Raw genomic sequence first — 16,509 nt, 5'->3', positions numbered from 1 at the left:
GTAGACTCCATTATTTTTCTATTTTAAAATATATCTAAACTCTCAGCCATATCATAGACTCATAGCTATAGATTAGATCTTCAAATCCCCCCAATTTCCTCACTATAAGAGAGGGAATTGGCCGGCTTTTTCTTGACAATTTCTGTCGCAAAGAGTGTGAACATAAAGATGTTATAAGTCGGTACAAACCAAAATGCTTCAATCATACAGTTAATCGCAATGAGGGACAAAATTGCAACAAATAAATAACGTCCCTTCTTGAATTCATATTTTGAAACAATGACATAAATGCCGACTAATAAAGCAACCGGTACGATACCATAGGTAAATAACATCTGGACATAAGACGAATCGACATAATTATAATTGAGGACAGACTCTGTGCTTCCTCCAGATCCAATAAACTGAACCTCTCTTGTTCCGAACCAATTCAAAGGGTATAAATTAAAAGCATTTTTACCTAAGGCTAACCGACCTGTAATGAATTGATTAATTTGAACATAAAGTGGAGATGACCAGGAGAAATGATAGGTCAAGTAGATCATTCCGCTTGAAAAAAGGATGATCGAATAAGGCAACAAGTGATACAACTTCAACTTTTTCTCTTTTGTAAAATAAAAGAAGAGAAAGAGCAAGACAGCGACCAAAAGCGAGATCGCATTCATACGAGCGTCACAGAACTTGATAATAAAGAGAGCTAGAAGAACGCCACTCAGAGATCGTAAGCCAATATACCGATCTTTTAGCAAATAGGAGATTGCGACATAAAGGTAGAAACAATGGGCTGCGAAATCTGTTGGATAGATAAACCCAAATGAATTACGGATAACAGCACCCCGACTATATTGTAAGTTTGGAACAACCTTTAACAGTGACAATAGAAATACTGCAAGGACAATCGTACCTGCAACACCTACATAAGTTTTTAAAATGACTTTCCTATCCGCATTGACCAATAAAACCATTAAGAGAGAATAAACTAAGAAATTTAACTTATCCGTCTTGAAATAAACCATAACAGCTACCATCAATAACATGGCAGACAAGATTAGATAATGATAGGGAATCGAGATTTTATTAAAAAAACGAAGTAATAAGAGAGCTACAACCACTAAGAGGGAGCTCGCACCAACATGCAAAAAGCCCTTATTTAACATCGTAGTGGATATTGTATTAAAGAAGATCACAATCGAGACGACAAAACCAACCAGTAGATCGTCAAATTTCATTTTTATCATTAAGTTACCTGATAAAGAATTTTTAAAGAAAAGCTCATTCTGTCTAGATTGGAATGCCTGCTTTGGGAACACCTGTGCTATAGCATTCTTTTCTAAAGATTTTGTTTACTTAAAAATTCATATCCTTCCTTTCTACTCTCTACTGTTTATTTAAAAATTGTTGTTTTAATTCTTTCACATCTACCACTCTCAGAGATAGGATAGCGATCAGATAAATGATCCCACCAAGCACCGCATACACGAGTACATTCAGAGTAGGGGTGAAATGTAGGAATGGTTTTATAAGGAGCAAGAGGCCATACATCACAGCAGATGCAAAAATAATTTTTGTCATAGATCCAATAATTGGAACTTCCCTGAGGTAATGACGGGTATAGTACAATTGAATCAGCCATACCAAGGATTCTGTTAAGACGGATACAATGGCTGCGCCAATAAAACCAAAATGGGGTAAGAAGAGCAGGTTCAACCCGACACTGACGATAGCAGGAATCGTAGTTGACAGCATAAATTCTTTGTTCTTATCATGCGGGATGAGAATTTGAATCCCCATGATATTGGTCCATCCGATGAAGAACATGCGGAAGATCATGATAGCGATGGCATAGCGAGCATCTTGGAAATCCTTCCCTAAGAAGAATCGAACAAAGTCATCGTTGACGATCAGCATACCCGCAATGATTGGGAAAATGACCAAATTATAGATCAAAAAGGACATTTGGTGCATTTTATTAACAGCCTTGTGATCTCCGGAAGCCAAGAGACTCGCCACGCGCGGAAGCATGACACTTCCTAAAGACGTCACAAGGGTCAGCAAAATATTAACCAATTTCAAGGCCTGGTCGTAAATCCCTACATCCTTTGTAGAGGCGAGAGCTCCCAGCATGGTCCGGTCCAAGGTGACATAGAGGGAAATAGCAATCTGCGGTAAAAAGAGCAGAATGACCGGTTTTAAGTGCACCCGTGCATAGGCCATATCAAAATGGGCTTTCCCAATGAATTCCTGAGCAGGTAGCCACATACTGAGCTGACCTAAGAGCTCAAAGATAGTGAGTAAGAATACATAGAGATACAGATCATTAGCAGATTTGACAAACAAGAAGATGGAGATGACTCCAACCAGTTTGACCGTGATATTCCGAACCGTAATCTTGCGGAAGTCCTCTAACCCCTGAAAAAGCCAGGAGATATCGAGTCCCTTTGAAACCAAACTGAGCCCTAAGATATAGGCAACAGGGTTTTGCATGGAAGGAAGCGCCAAGCACAGCAAGACATAGAGTAGGATGGACACAAATGTCGCTCCTAACTGGAGGGTATAAATCCCCCAGAAATTCTTTTGAATGTCTTTGCGGTGTCCTGAGATCTCCTTGGTCCCGTAGTTAGCCACTCCCAAGGTCGCCAAAAGGATAAAATAGGTGACGATGGAGTTGAAATAGCCATAGGTCCCCAAGTCATTCGAGCTAAAGACCCGCGTCACATACGGAGTGGTAATAATCGGTAAGATAATCACCAGCAACTGGTAGGAGAGATTATAGGCGTAATTTTTTAACACTTTCATGACTGTCTACAATCCCCACTTGAAGACCGTTTTAAACGGTGTGATCAAATCCGTCGCAAAAGCTCGATGAATATCTGGAATGGTTTGAACTTCTCCATCAACGTGGATAATGTTTTTCAAACGGCTTTGGACCCGACGATTAGCCAGCATCTCTACAGCCCGCTCAAAATCCTCACGACCTGAGCGAGAAGATCCTACAAAAGTCAAGCCCTTTTCAAGTACATCTCTTGTATTAACTGCGACCCGGTTATCACTAACCCCCATTAACATCACAGTTCCTTGGGGCTTGATATGATCGATAATGTCATTGATGGCCGGTTCACTTCCTTGGCCACCAGTACACTCAAAGGCGTGATCAAACCGTTGATCGTCTGTCAACTCGCTGGTTAAAATGGCCTGATGAATGAAATTAAACAATTGTAGTTTATCACTATTACGCCCAACAACTGTAATCTTCAGCTCTGGATAAAGATAGTGCAAAGAAGTCGCAACCACATATGAAAGACTCCCATCTCCTAAAATCAAAACAGACTCTCTTCGTTGATGGGCAATGAGATCAAAGCGATGAATGGCATGCATGGCAACACTACTAAATTCCGCTAAGGCTGTCACAGGGCCCCGAACTTCCTCTGGATAAGCCACTACACGATCCAGTGGCAAGGCAACGACTTCTTGCATAAAACCATTAAAGCCACTAGACAAGAAGTGCGTCCCCTCCAAATAATTTTCAAAGAAGACACCCTCTGTTTGATGAGGAGGTTGATTGGGAACCATGGCCACAATCTGTCCTGGTTGATAGGTTCCCGTAGGATCCGCTACCATGATACCAGACGACTCATGGATCAGGGCCATGGGTAATTTCTTTTTAAGCACCTTAGGATCCCGTTTCCCTTGATAGTAACGTTGGTCCGCATGACAAATAGCCATGTAATAAGGGCGTATTAACACCTTGTCTCCACGGCTCATGTCTTCTTCTTGGTATTTGATGGTGATATTTTTCGGCTGGGTCAGCTGAAAGATTTGGTTCAACATATTAATTGTCCTCAATCATACCGCGTGCAATTTTCAAATCTGTAATCGTCGTAATTTTAATATTGGAATATTCCCCTTTTGCAAGGGCAACTTTTTTACCATTGATGACAAAGATCTTGCAGGCATCTGTCAAGACTTCTTTTTGTTGGTCACTTAAATCATGATACAAGGCAAGAAAGTCTTTCATTTTGAAGGTTTGAGGGGTTTGACCCTGATAGAGGTATTGGCGTTCAGGAATATCCGTGATAAAGGTATTGTCCAAGCTTTGAACAATGGTATCCGTCGCTTCGACCACTGTATCCACAACATCATGGCTCTTGGCCAATTCAATGTTTTCTTGGATAGTTTTTAGGCTGACAAAGGGACGAACCGAATCATGGGTGACGATAATATCCTCATCTGTCAAAGGCTGCAGCTCATCGATAGCTGTGATAATGTTTTCGATGGTAGAGTTGCGGTCACTTCCTCCCTCTACAACCAAGATCCGATCCTTATAAGAAGCCAAGTACTTGTCGACCAGATCTTCCGTATAGGTCACCCAGTCCGGATGAATCCCCAATACAATCTTTTGAATCTCATGGACCAATAAGAACTTCTCAACCGTGTGGATTAAAATAGGACGTCCACCCAAATCCAAAAATTGTTTGGGCATATCCGTAATCCCCATCCGTGAGCCTGTTCCACCTGCTAAAATCCCTGCATAAATCATCCTAAACCTCCTGATGTTGTCTCTTTTTCCTTCTCTAGAACATGGCTATTTAGCAATCTAGCCTAGTTTTGCTCTCACCTTTTGATACAAATGAGGAGAAAGGAGCAAAAGAAGGTATTTGAGTTTATTTTTTCTTGTAATATGTGAATTGATTAGAATATCTTTCCAATAGCGACGATACTCTTTGCGAATTTTGTTAACCTGATCATACATATGAGAACCCAGCATAGCATGGACCACATGCAAGCCATTAAAGACATAGCGGGTATTGAGCGCTTTTTTCATTTCCGGATCATCAGGATAGTCTCTCTCGACATAGGCTCTGTTCCATTCCATGGCCTTGTAGAAATCCAAGAGCCGATCGCTATAAGAAGAATTGACGATACTCCCTGGTCTTCGATAGTATTTATAAAGATTAAGATTGCTTACAGCAATCTCCTTACAAGCTGCAATATGTTCATAAGCAACAGCCAAATCTTCATAAATCATTCCTTCTGGATAGGGATGTTGGAGTAAGATCTCTTTCTTGTAGAGTTTACCTCCTGAATGGGTCCCAACGTGGTGACCATAGAACATTTCTTTGAGGGCTGTATGACGATCTAATTTCCTTGAACTTTTTTCATTTAGATCTCCTGAAAAATCTTTGTCCTCATGATTTCTGACTTCAATAACCGGTGTCGATACAAGGTCAACTTTATACTGTTCTTTTAAGCTAACCAAATATTCGACTGTTCTAATGTCATAATAATCATCTGAATCAAGGAAGATAATCCAGTCAGTTGTCGCAGCTTTCACTCCTGTATTTCGAGCATTAGACAATCCTCCATTTTGAAGATGGAGCACTCGAATACGGTCATCTTCCTGAGCATACTGGTCGCAAATTTCTCCTGATCGATCAGTCGATCCATCATCGACTAGGATGATTTCGATATTTGAATAGGTCTGTTGTCTAAGACTACCGACACTATACTGTAAATACTCCTCGACATTATAGACCGGTATGACAATCGAAACCTTTTCCATTATGCTAATCCCTTCATGATAATTTCTACAATCTGTTGACAAGCCGTTCCATCCCCATAAGGATTACTTGCCTGGCTCATCTTCTCGTATTCATCTTGGTCTTCCAGAAGGAGCTTGAAGTTGCGATAGATGTTTTCTTCTTCTGTTCCGACCAATTTCAAAGTCCCTGCAGCCACACCTTCTGGACGCTCTGTCGTATCACGCATGACAAGGACGGGTTTTCCTAAAGAAGGTGCTTCTTCTTGGACACCACCTGAGTCTGTCAAGATCATATAGCTTTGGTTCATGAAATTATGAAAATCAATCACTTCCAAAGGCTCAATGATTTTCATTCGCTCATTCTCTCCAAAAATCTTGCTAGCCAATTCTCTGACCTTTGGATTTTTGTGAATAGGATAGACTACCTTGACATCTTCAAACTCTTCTAAAATCCGGTTGACCGCACGGAACATGTGCTCCATGGGTTCTCCAAGATTTTCTCGACGGTGGGCCGTCAACATGATGAGCTTGCTTCCTTTCGCCCATTCCAATATAGGGTGGTCGTAGTCTTCTTGGACTGTAGTTTTTAAGGCATCAATAACGGTATTTCCCGTAACGAAAATATTTGTCCGTCCTTCTTTTTGAAGATTCTCTTTTGAAACCTGGGTTGGAGCAAAATTGTAATCTGCCACTATGGAAGTAGCTTGACGGTTAAACTCTTCAGGATATGGGCTTTGAAGATTGTAAGTCCGAAGCCCTGCCTCCACATGCCCCACTTTGATGCCCATATAAAAGGCCGCCAAAGCTGTTGCAAAGGTGGTTGTGGTATCTCCATGGACGAGGACAATATCAGGTTTTTCTTGCTCCAAGACTGGTTGGATTTTTTCCAAGATAGAGGTCGTAATAGTAAACAAGGTTTGATTGGCCTTCATAATGCCAAGATTATAGTCTGGAACAACACGAAAAACGTCTAACACTTGGTCCAGCATTTCCTTGTGCTGCCCTGTTACACAGACTACGGTTTCAATGGTATCGTGTTGTTTGAGTTCATTGACCAAAGGACACATTTTAATGGCTTCTGGACGCGTCCCAAACACTAACATTACTTTTTTCATTTCGAACCCTTCCTCATCGATTGGTAAAAGTTACGATAGTTGTCTAAAAAGATCGGATAGCTAAACTTGTTATCATAATCTCTTTTTGCTCGAGCAGCTAAAGAGGCTCTTTTCTCAGGATCCTCTGCCAATTTTTTAATTGCTTGAGCTAAGGCCTGCGGATCCTCAGCTGGGACGAGGATCCCATTGCCAGAATTCACCACTTCGTTCACACCTGGAATATCTGTTGCAATCATCGTTTTGCCGTTCATAAAGGCCTCGATTGCAACCAATCCAAATCCTTCAAAGATCGATGGAAGAACACAAAAGTCAAAGCTATTGATACACTCTACCACGTCACTACGGTAGCCCAAAAAATGAATTCTTTCTTCCAGATTCAACTCTTTTGTTTGATTTATCAAATCATTTTTTAATTCTCCGTCACCGATAAGAAACAAGGATACACTTGGATTTGTCACAAGTGACATGGCTTGGATCAGATAGGGTAACCCTTTTTGTTCGGACAGGCGAGCGATACAGCCTATTTTGATACCGTCACACTGAGTAATTTCATTTACTGTATGCTCACTTTGTTTCATTTTCACTCCATTATAAATCACAATAGAGTTTTTTGACCCTACATCATTAAGGATATTTCCCTGGACAGCTTGACTGACAGCAACCGTTCGAGCCTTTCCTAGGGCGAATTTATAAAGTGGTAATTTATCCTTGAAAACATTATGGGCTGTATAGACATGGATCAATTTTGGATGGCGCATCTGCAGCAAACGAATATAGAAAGCAGCCATCCGGTGATGGGTGTGAACAAGAGTGATCTCATTTTCTTTGATGATCTTGGAAAGACTAGCAAGAATCTTGAGGACAGTAGCTGGCTGTTTGCTATCGACATCTAGAATCCGATGGTGTTGAATCCCATTCTCTGCTAGTTTTTCTTCCCACAATCCACCAGTAGACGCAACATGAACCTGGTCAAATTCATCCTTGAGGTCTGTCGCCAACTGATAGACAATGCGCTCTGCCCCACCGATATCCATGGTCCGCGAAATGTGCAGAATATTATTTTTTTGCTTTCCGTTTTTCATGTACTACTCTCTTAATAAAAGTGGCATTTCCTACAAAATAGCGCTTAAAGAGGCGTTTTGGTTCATTGGCCACACGGAATAACCATTCCAGATTGGCCTTTTGCATCCACATAGGTGCCCGCTTGATATGTCCTGAAAGGACATCAAAGCTTCCTCCCACTCCCATAAAGACAGAGTTGACTCCATTGTCCATAAACTTCTGGATCAAGTACTCTTTTTTAGGAGAGGTAATGCCGACAAAGACAAAATCTGGATTCTTCTCACGAATATCTTCTTGAATAGCCTCTTCCTCTTCAGCAGAGAAATAGCCATTGCGATGCCCCACTACTCGGAGATTCGGATAATCCTTTTTAAAGATAGTTAACATATCTGTCAAGACTTCCTCTTTTGCCCCGAAGAAGTAGACAGAGTAGCCTTTTTCATTGGCCAAATGGAGCAATTCCTGCATCAAATCAATGCCTGCCACGCGCTCTGGTACAGAATAGCCCAAATAGCGCGCTGCGAGAACAACAGAAGCACCGTCTGCATTAATGATTTCAGATTCATTAACTATCTTCTTGATGGCTTCGTCTGTCGCACACTGATTGAGCTTATCTGCGTTGACCCCCATCAAATGGAGTGGTTTTTTATCTCGTACAAATTTTTCTGTAGCAGCAACGGTTTCTGCCATTGTTAAAGGGTCAATTCTGACCCCCATCATTGTAAAACTTTTCAAGCTTATTCTCCCCAAGTGGATTCAAAGTGACCTTTTTGCTCTGACTCTTCTGGCAACTTCATATAATCGCCATAGATCTTTGTCAGATAAGCATCCGGATCAGCATGACCACTGATTTTAATAGTTTCAAAATCAAGGAGTTGTGGCTCCCCAAATACCTCTTTGTAGGCCAATTCTCTCTCGCGATAGGATCCTAAGACATTTCCCACGAGATCACTTGTCTCAAAGTCATATTTTTTAATCGTATTTTGTAACTTTTGATTGATTTTTTCAGTATTTAGTAATTTGTCTAGGTGAAGGATCTTAGAAACCTTCACAATTGAATTTTCAAAGAAACCTCGGTCGCGATTGTGCAATCGATTGATGACAGATATTTTGGAAAGGGCACGATAATACTTAATTTTATTGGTGTGTAAGAAATAGTGGAAGCCATCTGATGGGTAACCATCTAAAGGAAACACATCGATAAAAGGACTACACACAACCCCACCAAATTCAATTTGAAGCGAGGTATCCATGATCGATGTATTGCCTAAATTATCATCATGGATTCTCAAGATGACATTGCTTGGTAATTCGTTTTGGCAAATTTCCAGAAACTTTTCATAGTCTTTTCTAGGCATGCCCAAATCCATATCATCATCCCAAGGGATAAAGCCCTTGTGACGAATGGCTCCCAATAAAGTGCCCCCTAAAGCATAGTATCGAAGATTGTGTTTTGTGCAAATCTCAATATACTTTTCTAATAAGGATAGTTCTCCTAATTGAATCTGTCTAACTTTACTCACAGCCTACTTCGCTCCTTCTTTTCTAAGTACAACCTTCACGGTCTTGAGCAGGATCTGAATATCTCTCCAGATCGTCCAACCATCCATATACGCAACGTCGAGCTTGACCACTTCGTCAAAATCTGTAATCTCACTGCGTCCGCTCACTTGCCAAAGGCCGGTAATCCCTGGCTTGAAACTGAGTCGGCGTTTTTGGGCTGGCGTATAGTCTTGGTATTCGTCTACCGTTGGAGGACGAGTTCCGACTAGACTCATGTCACCGATCAACACATTGTAAAATTGTGGCAATTCATCCAGACTGGTCTTACGGATAAAGCGTCCGATTGGCGTTACCCTCGGATCATTTTCCATCTTGAACATGCCACCCGTCATGGTGTTTTGCGCCATCAGATCTTTTTTAATCTCTTCGGCATCCACACGCATGGAGCGGAATTTATAGAAGTTAAAATACCGTCCGTTCTTTCCGACCCGTTTTTGTACAAAGAAAGCAGGTCCGCCATCTTTGCGGATTAGAGGGACCAAAACGATACTCACTAGTCCACAAATCAAGAGACCAAAGAGGGCTCCTGCAATGTCCAAGAGACGTTTGGCAAAGACGTGGCTCGGTTTGTAGAAATTGGTTGAGAAAGTGACGACACTTAGTCCCCCAACTTCTCGAACCCGTTTATTACCCAAGGAAGCGAAGTTAAAGGCATTGAGATTGACCGATACATCGATCCCCATACTCTCAAACTCCGAGACGAAGTCACTAATACTGTAGTCCTCACTTGGCAGATTGATAAACACTTCATCTACCACTTCCTTGGTCACAAAGTTCATCATTTGGTCCGGCTGCACCACCCGTACATCCGAATGGGTGAAATCCGTATCATCCATGACGGTGACACCGATCAATTCCCCATGATAAAGGCTAGGCGAATGCAGAATATCAAATACCTTTTCCATCCGACTGGTCGCTGTGATCAAGAAAATCTTTCGCGAACTTTTCCGCCGTGGCGAAACAGACTTCCGGTATCTCTTGAGCAAGAGATCCATGATATAGACGGAAAACGTATTGAAAAGAAAGAAGTAGATCATCCCCCGACGAGAGATGGAAAAGACCCCATCGAGCATAAAAGAGGTAAAGGTGATCCCAACAGCGAAAAATACGTTGTATTTCAAGACCTGAAAGAGCTCATCTAGATAGCCTCTGCTATAAAAACGATAGGCAATATTGCTAATGTAAAAGGATACAAAATGCAAGAGATAGAGAATGGCAATTGTCTGCGACGTGTATTCTGCATCCTTAAAAAGACTCACAATGTAAGCCGAAAATAGGACAGCTAAACTTTGAAAGAGAACAATATTTAGTTTTTCCAGTTCAATTCTTTCTTCTCCCATTTTCCCTCAATCCTATTCTTTACTTTTTCCCATACTCTCCGTAAGATCCATATCCACCATATGAACCATACTCAGCAGCTTTAATGTTAAATTTATTGAGCACCACTCCTAAGAAAGGTGTGCCTGTTTGTTCTAATTGGTCCTTGGCCTTTTGGACAGCCTTGCGTCCATTGGCACCAGATTCCGTGATCAAGACAGTTCCATCACAGCGTTGGGCGATAATCGCCGCATCGATCACGACCCCAATTGGAGGCGTATCGACAATGATGTAGTCAAAATGCTCACGCAGGGCATCCATCATCACAGTGAAGTTCTTGCTTTGCAAGAGACCTGTTGGGTTTGGCGCGACCTGTCCAGACTCGATGATATCCAAGTTTGGAAAATCAGTCGCATACAAGATTTGGTCCAATTGGCTACGACCAGATAAGAAGTCAGTCAAGCCTTGGATCTTATCCCGACTACGGAAAATCCCTGTCATGACAGAGTTCCGGATATCACAGTCGACTAAGAGGGTCTTGTAACCCGCACGCGCAAAGGCAACGGCCAAGTTGGTTGAAGTGGTTGATTTCCCTTCATTTTCTTGAACAGATGAGATAGCGATGACTTTTAAGTCCACCCCACTCAATTGGATATTCGTCGCTAAGGCATTGAAGTACTCTTCTGCCTTCCGAATTTCTTGTAATTTATTTTTTGAAATTTCTAACGTATTCATGCGATCCCCAGTCTACAGTTTCTTAATATCTGGCACAATACCAAGCAAGGTTAAGCCCATCAACTCTTCGATATCTTCTGGTCTCTTGACACGATCGTCCAAGACTTCTACTACGACCATGAGAACCACCATCAAGCCAGCTCCAGCAATAAAGCCAAGAAGGACATTGCGTCGGATATTTGGTGAAGAAGGTGATTGAGGCACTTCTGCTTCATCCAAGGTCGTAACATCTGACACCTTGGTCACAGCAATGATCTTTTCAGCTGCTACATTCCGAAGCCCATTGGCAATACGAGCCGCTTCTTTTGGATTTCCGTCCTTAGCCGTGATCGAAAGGATACGAGTATCTGTTGGAACGGATACACTGATCTTTTTGGACAACTCAGCAGGTGTCATATCGAGTTTCAATTCTTCGATGGCTTGACTCAAGACATTTTGAGAAAGAATGATCTCACGGTAGTCCTTAACCAAGTATGAACCAGCCTGCAAATCAGAGTTTGTCAAGGCATTGTTGTCTTGGTTTTGACGACTGACCACATAGATCCGGCTAGTACTTTGGTATTCTTTCTTGGCTAAAAAGGCACTGTAGCCAAATGCTGCAATGGCAAAGACAAGAGCGACCAAAACGATCGAAAACTTGCGTTTCCATAGGGTCTTCAGCATAGCGAAAACATCAATTTCCACTGCTTGATTTTCTTGATTGTTCATTTCCTAATTACTCCTTCATGTGGATCTCTCCACCTGTTTTCTGGTTAGATTAATTCATCCGCTAACAAGAGTTCTTGATTGCTGACAAAGAGAGCTTGTGCTCGTTGTTCTCCGTATTCTTCCTTGATCAAGCGATAGGCTTCTGCCATATAAGGCGGTCGTTTATCCACATTGTGCATATCACTGGCCACAAAGTGCACCAAGTCTTTTTCTAAGAAGTACCGAGCTCGTTTTTTGAGTTGTTTTTGTTCATCCCCAAAGAGGCGAGGCTTGAGAACACTGGAACTATTGATCTGCATGTAGCAGCCCATGTCAATCATCTCTTGCACGCGCTCCTCATTTTTCTCCAAGCACTTGTAGCGCTCGATATGGGCCACCACTGGTGTCACACCTAGATGGAGCAAACGGTCCAAGGCCGTATGAATCTCCTTGTAAGGTGTTCCCATGCTGAATTCAATCAGCGCAAAGCGCGTCTCAGCTAAACGTGGAATGATCTTTTCTTCCAGTTTTTTCAAGACATCATTCGTAAAGTAGATCTCTGCCCCGTAATGAATCGTTAAATCTGGCGCGACCTCTGCCGCAATTTTTTTCACTTCTTGAAAATTTTCAGAAATCTTTTCTTCGGGAGTTTCAAACATCCCCTTGCGACGATGAGAAGTGGAGATAATAGTCCGCACCCCTTGGCGATAGCTTTCTTCCAATAAGGCACGCGTATCTTCTCTTGTCTTTGGTCCATCATCCACATCAAAGACGATGTGCGAGTGGATATCAATCATTTTTCTTTTCCTTCCATTACTTTTTGAATGGTTTCCTTAGCCTTGGTCAAGCTCGCTTGATCCAACTCCATGACATAGAGGTTGGATCCAGGCATAGCATAAGACGGCAAGTCATTTCGTCCTTGACCGGTAATCGCTTGAGAAGTCACCTCATAAGAACCACCTGTTTCTAACTGGGTATTGATCAAGTTCATCATAGTCGGCAACTGCATATTGGTTTGGACAGAATCTTGGAGGTTTCCGATAATCTCATTGTAGTTGCTTAAGACCTTGGTAGAGGTCAACTTTTTGATAATGGCCGCAATGACTTTTTCTTGGTTTTTCCCACGGTCATTGTCGCCACCTTGAAGAGAGTAGCGTTCTCGGACAAAACCGAGGGCTTGCTCTGAATTCAAATGAACCTTTCCAACTGGGAAATGGAACTTGCCATGAAGGCTCGTGAATTCTTGGTCATTTTCCACATCGATTCCCCCTAGAAGGTCAATCAACTTGAGGAAGGAGGTGAAATTGAGACGAACATAATAGTTGAGCTTGATATCATAGAGATTCTCAAGAGTATGGATCGAAGCATCCACTCCGTAGATCCCTGCATGGGTCAACTTATCGTTCTGGTTGTTACCACCATCTGCAATCGGTACATAGGCATCCCGCGGCGTCGTTGTCAATAGGACTTGCTTGGTCTTCCGATTAACCGTCATGATGATATTGACATCTGATCGAGAAACCGAGGTTACTGGGCCATAGGTATCGATCCCGCTGACATAGATGTTAAAGACATCCGCATTGGCAGACACCTTGCTCGTCGCTGCTACTTCTTTTCGAATCTTGTAGGAATAGATTTTCTTCAACTTCTTCGCATAGTCGGCATCTTCAGCAGCGATAGTATCTTCAAAGGTACTGTTGAGCACCATGGCAGAAGCATTCCCTTCTTGCAGGCTCTTATAGGCATCTAGATAAGTCTGTGCATCGACTACAGAAATTTCCTGACCCTTGGTCTTTTTGATATTGTCCAAGAGGGCCGTGAGATTGGCTTCATTATTGTTGCCCTTTGGTGCCACCACTTCCTTGATTTCTTTGATGTCTTTGATGTCACTGTCTTTCTTGACATAGACAGCCATCTCAAACTCTGTATAGTTAGAATGGCCATTGACATTGCTCGTCAGATTTAGCAGCTGTTGACTAGCAAACAAAACTCCCGAACTAGCCAATAAGCCGACAAGAAGCAAGACCAAAGTTGTCTTTTTGGCCTGATTTTTGATCACAAACCAAGCTGATAAGAGCAAGAGAAGAGCTAGTAGTGCAATCACGAGAACATTGACATAGCGAAAAGCCAAGATGTTATTGGCCAACATAGTATAGGTCGCCCAACTTGCAGTCATAAGCAAAAAAATAAGCAATACGGAATTAATGATTCGCAATTGCCCCCACTTATGTTCTGAACGACGACTCCGTCTCCTTTGTGACATAAATACCTCCAATTAGTCCTAATCATGTTTATTGTAACATATTTTTAGCAAAAAATGCATTAATTATCACTTTTTTGTCCATTATGGACATTTGGAAAGTAAGCGTTTTCAAAAACAAGCAAAATCCCTTGTATACTTATGCAGAGAATCCAAAAAAACCGGGTGAAACACCCGGTTTTTGAAGATCCTACAAAAGATCATCCCGCTTGACTTGCTCAAAACTTTCCTTGCCATCATTGAGCTTGTCCCAGATGACAACCTTTCCTTCTTTCAATGATTTTTGAACATCAATAATCCGCTGGTTGGAAGAACCACGAAATTGCAACATGAGGTTGCGCTTGCTTTTATCATACCGTCCATCGACCAGGATATCAATCAGCGACAATAGCTCCAGTTTATCAGGCGTTTCTAACATCATTTCTTCCCAAGTGTAGCCGGTCCAAGACCAAATATCTTTTTCCGGCAATTCTTTCCGAATACGTTTTACAAGGGGTAAAAGAATACCTGTATTAAGAAAAGGCTCTCCCCCTAGCAAGGTTAAGCCTTGGACATAGGGTTGGGCCAGATCTTCCATGATCTGCTCTTCCAATTCTTTGGTATAAGGAATGCCTGCATTGAAAGACCAGGTCGCTACATTGTAACAGCCCTCACAGTGAAACATGCAACCGGCCACGTAAAGGGAGTTGCGCACTCCTTCTCCATCTACAAAGTTAAAGGCCTTATAGTCAATGATTCGCCCTTTACTCAGCTCCTCACTTTTCCATTCTTGAGGTTTGGGATTGTTCATCTTCATCCTCCAAATCAATCCAGTAGCGCTGACTTCTGTCGATTGTGTTTTCGTAAACACCGCCAGCAGAGAGAATGGTGCGACGACTGGCTTCGTTGTCTTCATCACAGGTAATCAGTACTCGTTCCAATCCTTGCTTTCGAGCCTCTGCTAATCCTAGCTCTAGCTGCAACTTAGCCAAGCCCTTTCTGCGTTGACTGGGCCGGATGGAATAGCCAATGTGACCACCCTCTACAAATAATTTGTCATTCAAGGACAAGCGCAGGGCTAAAAAGCCCAGAGGGTAGCCAGTCTCATCAAAGGATAAAAATTGAATGGTAGGAACCCAGCCTTCTGGCAGATTCTCAGTATCCTCCTGCTGCTCTACAATTCGCAACCAATCCGCAAAATCCTTTGCTCGCTTCCAAGTGGAGCCCATGCCACCGTGCATATAGGATTTTGCAGCATCGAACTCAGCAATCATCTCTAAAATCGCGTCTTTATCTTCTAAAGTTGGTCGTTGTAACTTCATAAACTTTCCTCAATCTAAATCAATCCAATAGCGCTCTTTCCCGCCTCGAACATCCTCTAAAGCTCCGCCATTAGTCAGAATCACTGCTCGACTGGCAGCATTATCACAATCGCAAGTCACTAGGACTCGCTTTATATTTTTACTTCTAGCTACTTGTAAGCCTTGTAGTCAATAATCCGTCCTTGACTCAGTTCCTCACTCTTCCATTCGCCTGGTTTTGGTGTATTCCATGTCATCTTTCTAGTCCACCTCTATCCAATACCGTTCCGTTCCATTTCGAACATCCTCATAAACACCACCGTTAGCTATGATGACCGCTCGACTGGCAGGATTTTCTGTGCTACAAGTTACCAGAGCTCGTTTGATATTCTTTTCCTTAGCAACTTGTAAACCTTGACGGAGGGCTTCCTTGGCGTAGCCCTTGCCCCTTTCAGACGGTCGGATGGAATAGCCAATATGCCCAGCATGATTCAGCAACCCCTCATTCAGTCTCAGCCGTAGATTCAAAAAACCTAGAGCACGACCTACATCATCAAATGATACAAATTGAATAGAAGGAACACGATTTTCAGGCAAATTTATTCCCATTTCTTTATTATGGCTAGTTTCTAGCCACTCCTCATAATCAAAGTTCTCAGCATCCCAAAAGCCACCGTCATGAGCCGATTGGGTCTCTTCAAACTCTGCCATCATGCTTAGAATGGCCTCTTTATCCGCTAGAGTTGGTCTACGTAATTTCATCTTTACCTCCCCATAAGAGAAAAGTGAGAGCGGACTCTCACTTTTATTTTTTCTTAGCCTTTTTTAAAAATTGTTCTCTCAGGCTTGCTACTCGGTCTTTTTTATTGACTCCACCTGTTGAATGCTTCTCGTGGAATCGTTGCACCTGAGCCTTGCCCTTATCATCTAATTGGTATTTTCCCATAATGT

General features: G+C 42.2%; 18 protein-coding genes and 2 pseudogenes. All 20 read right to left on the bottom strand.

Annotated features, from left to right (window positions below):
* Positions 1-80: 80 nt before the first annotated feature.
* The 20 genes and pseudogenes from QM351_RS06795 to QM351_RS06700 all read right to left on the bottom strand — a co-directional run bounded on the left by QM351_RS06795 (position 81) and on the right by QM351_RS06700 (position 16,504).
* A complete protein-coding gene (locus QM351_RS06795) occupies positions 81-1,238 on the bottom strand; it encodes a polysaccharide polymerase (protein WP_214259985.1) in 1,158 nt (385 codons plus the stop codon).
* A gap of 139 nt (positions 1,239-1,377) precedes the next feature.
* Complete coding sequence (locus tag QM351_RS06790) at positions 1,378-2,796, bottom strand: flippase (RefSeq protein WP_414327064.1); 1,419 nt, start codon at positions 2,794-2,796, stop codon at positions 1,378-1,380.
* Positions 2,797-2,802: 6 nt separating this feature from the next.
* On the bottom strand, positions 2,803-3,828 hold the full coding sequence (locus QM351_RS06785) for a zinc-binding dehydrogenase (protein WP_414327063.1): 1,026 nt from the start codon (positions 3,826-3,828) through the stop codon (positions 2,803-2,805).
* A 1-nt stretch (position 3,829) separates the two neighbouring features.
* Positions 3,830-4,537, bottom strand: coding sequence for a 2-C-methyl-D-erythritol 4-phosphate cytidylyltransferase (locus QM351_RS06780; RefSeq protein ID WP_287299870.1), 708 nt, complete (start codon positions 4,535-4,537; stop codon positions 3,830-3,832).
* 57 nt (positions 4,538-4,594) lie between these two features.
* The gene (locus QM351_RS06775) at positions 4,595-5,560 is read right to left on the bottom strand and encodes a glycosyltransferase family 2 protein (RefSeq protein WP_414327062.1); all 966 of its coding nucleotides are present in this window, start codon (positions 5,558-5,560) and stop codon (positions 4,595-4,597) included.
* Complete coding sequence (wecB, locus tag QM351_RS06770; RefSeq protein ID WP_201037434.1) at positions 5,560-6,654, bottom strand: non-hydrolyzing UDP-N-acetylglucosamine 2-epimerase; 1,095 nt, start codon at positions 6,652-6,654, stop codon at positions 5,560-5,562. Before wecB ends, QM351_RS06775 begins: the two co-directional genes overlap by 1 nt.
* Positions 6,651-7,736 carry a glycosyltransferase family 4 protein gene (locus QM351_RS06765; RefSeq protein ID WP_414327061.1) on the bottom strand — a complete coding sequence of 362 codons (1,086 nt, stop codon included), beginning with the start codon at positions 7,734-7,736 and terminating at the stop codon, positions 6,651-6,653. Before QM351_RS06765 ends, wecB begins: the two co-directional genes overlap by 4 nt.
* Positions 7,711-8,436 carry a WecB/TagA/CpsF family glycosyltransferase gene (locus tag QM351_RS06760; RefSeq protein WP_371106568.1) on the bottom strand — a complete coding sequence of 242 codons (726 nt, stop codon included), beginning with the start codon at positions 8,434-8,436 and terminating at the stop codon, positions 7,711-7,713. The genes QM351_RS06765 and QM351_RS06760 overlap by 26 nt, the downstream gene beginning before the upstream one ends.
* 17 nt (positions 8,437-8,453) lie before the next feature.
* Positions 8,454-9,239 (bottom strand): LicD family protein, encoded by a 786-nt coding sequence (locus QM351_RS06755; protein ID WP_023919863.1) that lies wholly within the window; start codon positions 9,237-9,239, stop codon positions 8,454-8,456.
* Between the two features lie 3 nt (positions 9,240-9,242).
* A complete protein-coding gene (locus QM351_RS06750; protein ID WP_414327060.1) occupies positions 9,243-10,619 on the bottom strand; it encodes a sugar transferase in 1,377 nt (458 codons plus the stop codon).
* A gap of 19 nt (positions 10,620-10,638) precedes the next feature.
* A complete protein-coding gene (locus QM351_RS06745) occupies positions 10,639-11,331 on the bottom strand; it encodes a tyrosine-protein kinase (protein ID WP_021154082.1) in 693 nt (230 codons plus the stop codon).
* A 12-nt stretch (positions 11,332-11,343) separates the two neighbouring features.
* Positions 11,344-12,039, bottom strand: coding sequence for a Wzz/FepE/Etk N-terminal domain-containing protein (locus tag QM351_RS06740; protein WP_023919869.1), 696 nt, complete (start codon positions 12,037-12,039; stop codon positions 11,344-11,346).
* Between the two features lie 44 nt (positions 12,040-12,083).
* Positions 12,084-12,815 carry a capsular polysaccharide biosynthesis protein Cps4B gene (gene cps4B, locus QM351_RS06735; protein ID WP_045760016.1) on the bottom strand — a complete coding sequence of 244 codons (732 nt, stop codon included), beginning with the start codon at positions 12,813-12,815 and terminating at the stop codon, positions 12,084-12,086.
* On the bottom strand, positions 12,812-14,281 hold the full coding sequence (locus QM351_RS06730) for an LCP family protein (RefSeq protein WP_254728654.1): 1,470 nt from the start codon (positions 14,279-14,281) through the stop codon (positions 12,812-12,814). Before QM351_RS06730 ends, cps4B begins: the two co-directional genes overlap by 4 nt.
* Positions 14,282-14,468: 187 nt before the next feature.
* On the bottom strand, positions 14,469-15,068 hold the full coding sequence (gene nrdG, locus QM351_RS06725) for an anaerobic ribonucleoside-triphosphate reductase activating protein (protein WP_009731855.1): 600 nt from the start codon (positions 15,066-15,068) through the stop codon (positions 14,469-14,471).
* The gene (locus QM351_RS06720; RefSeq protein ID WP_009731856.1) at positions 15,034-15,579 is read right to left on the bottom strand and encodes a GNAT family N-acetyltransferase; all 546 of its coding nucleotides are present in this window, start codon (positions 15,577-15,579) and stop codon (positions 15,034-15,036) included. Before QM351_RS06720 ends, nrdG begins: the two co-directional genes overlap by 35 nt.
* A gap of 9 nt (positions 15,580-15,588) precedes the next feature.
* Positions 15,589-15,744 (bottom strand): annotated as a pseudogene (locus QM351_RS06715) (GNAT family N-acetyltransferase); the annotation flags it as partial.
* Positions 15,735-15,815, bottom strand: a pseudogene (locus QM351_RS06710) (anaerobic ribonucleoside-triphosphate reductase activating protein); the annotation flags it as partial. The pseudogenes QM351_RS06710 and QM351_RS06715, both read right to left, overlap by 10 nt.
* 4 nt (positions 15,816-15,819) lie before the next feature.
* Positions 15,820-16,320: a GNAT family N-acetyltransferase gene (locus QM351_RS06705; RefSeq protein ID WP_009731857.1), complete on the bottom strand. Its 501-nt coding sequence runs from the start codon at positions 16,318-16,320 to the stop codon at positions 15,820-15,822.
* Between the two features lie 43 nt (positions 16,321-16,363).
* Positions 16,364-16,504 (bottom strand): hypothetical protein, encoded by a 141-nt coding sequence (locus QM351_RS06700; protein ID WP_009731858.1) that lies wholly within the window; start codon positions 16,502-16,504, stop codon positions 16,364-16,366.
* Positions 16,505-16,509: the final 5 nt, after the last annotated feature.

It is taken from the genome of Streptococcus parasanguinis (genome assembly GCF_047465465.1).
GTDB lineage: Bacteria > Bacillota > Bacilli > Lactobacillales > Streptococcaceae > Streptococcus > Streptococcus parasanguinis_AI.
This window is presented reverse-complemented; position numbering and strand designations above follow the sequence as displayed.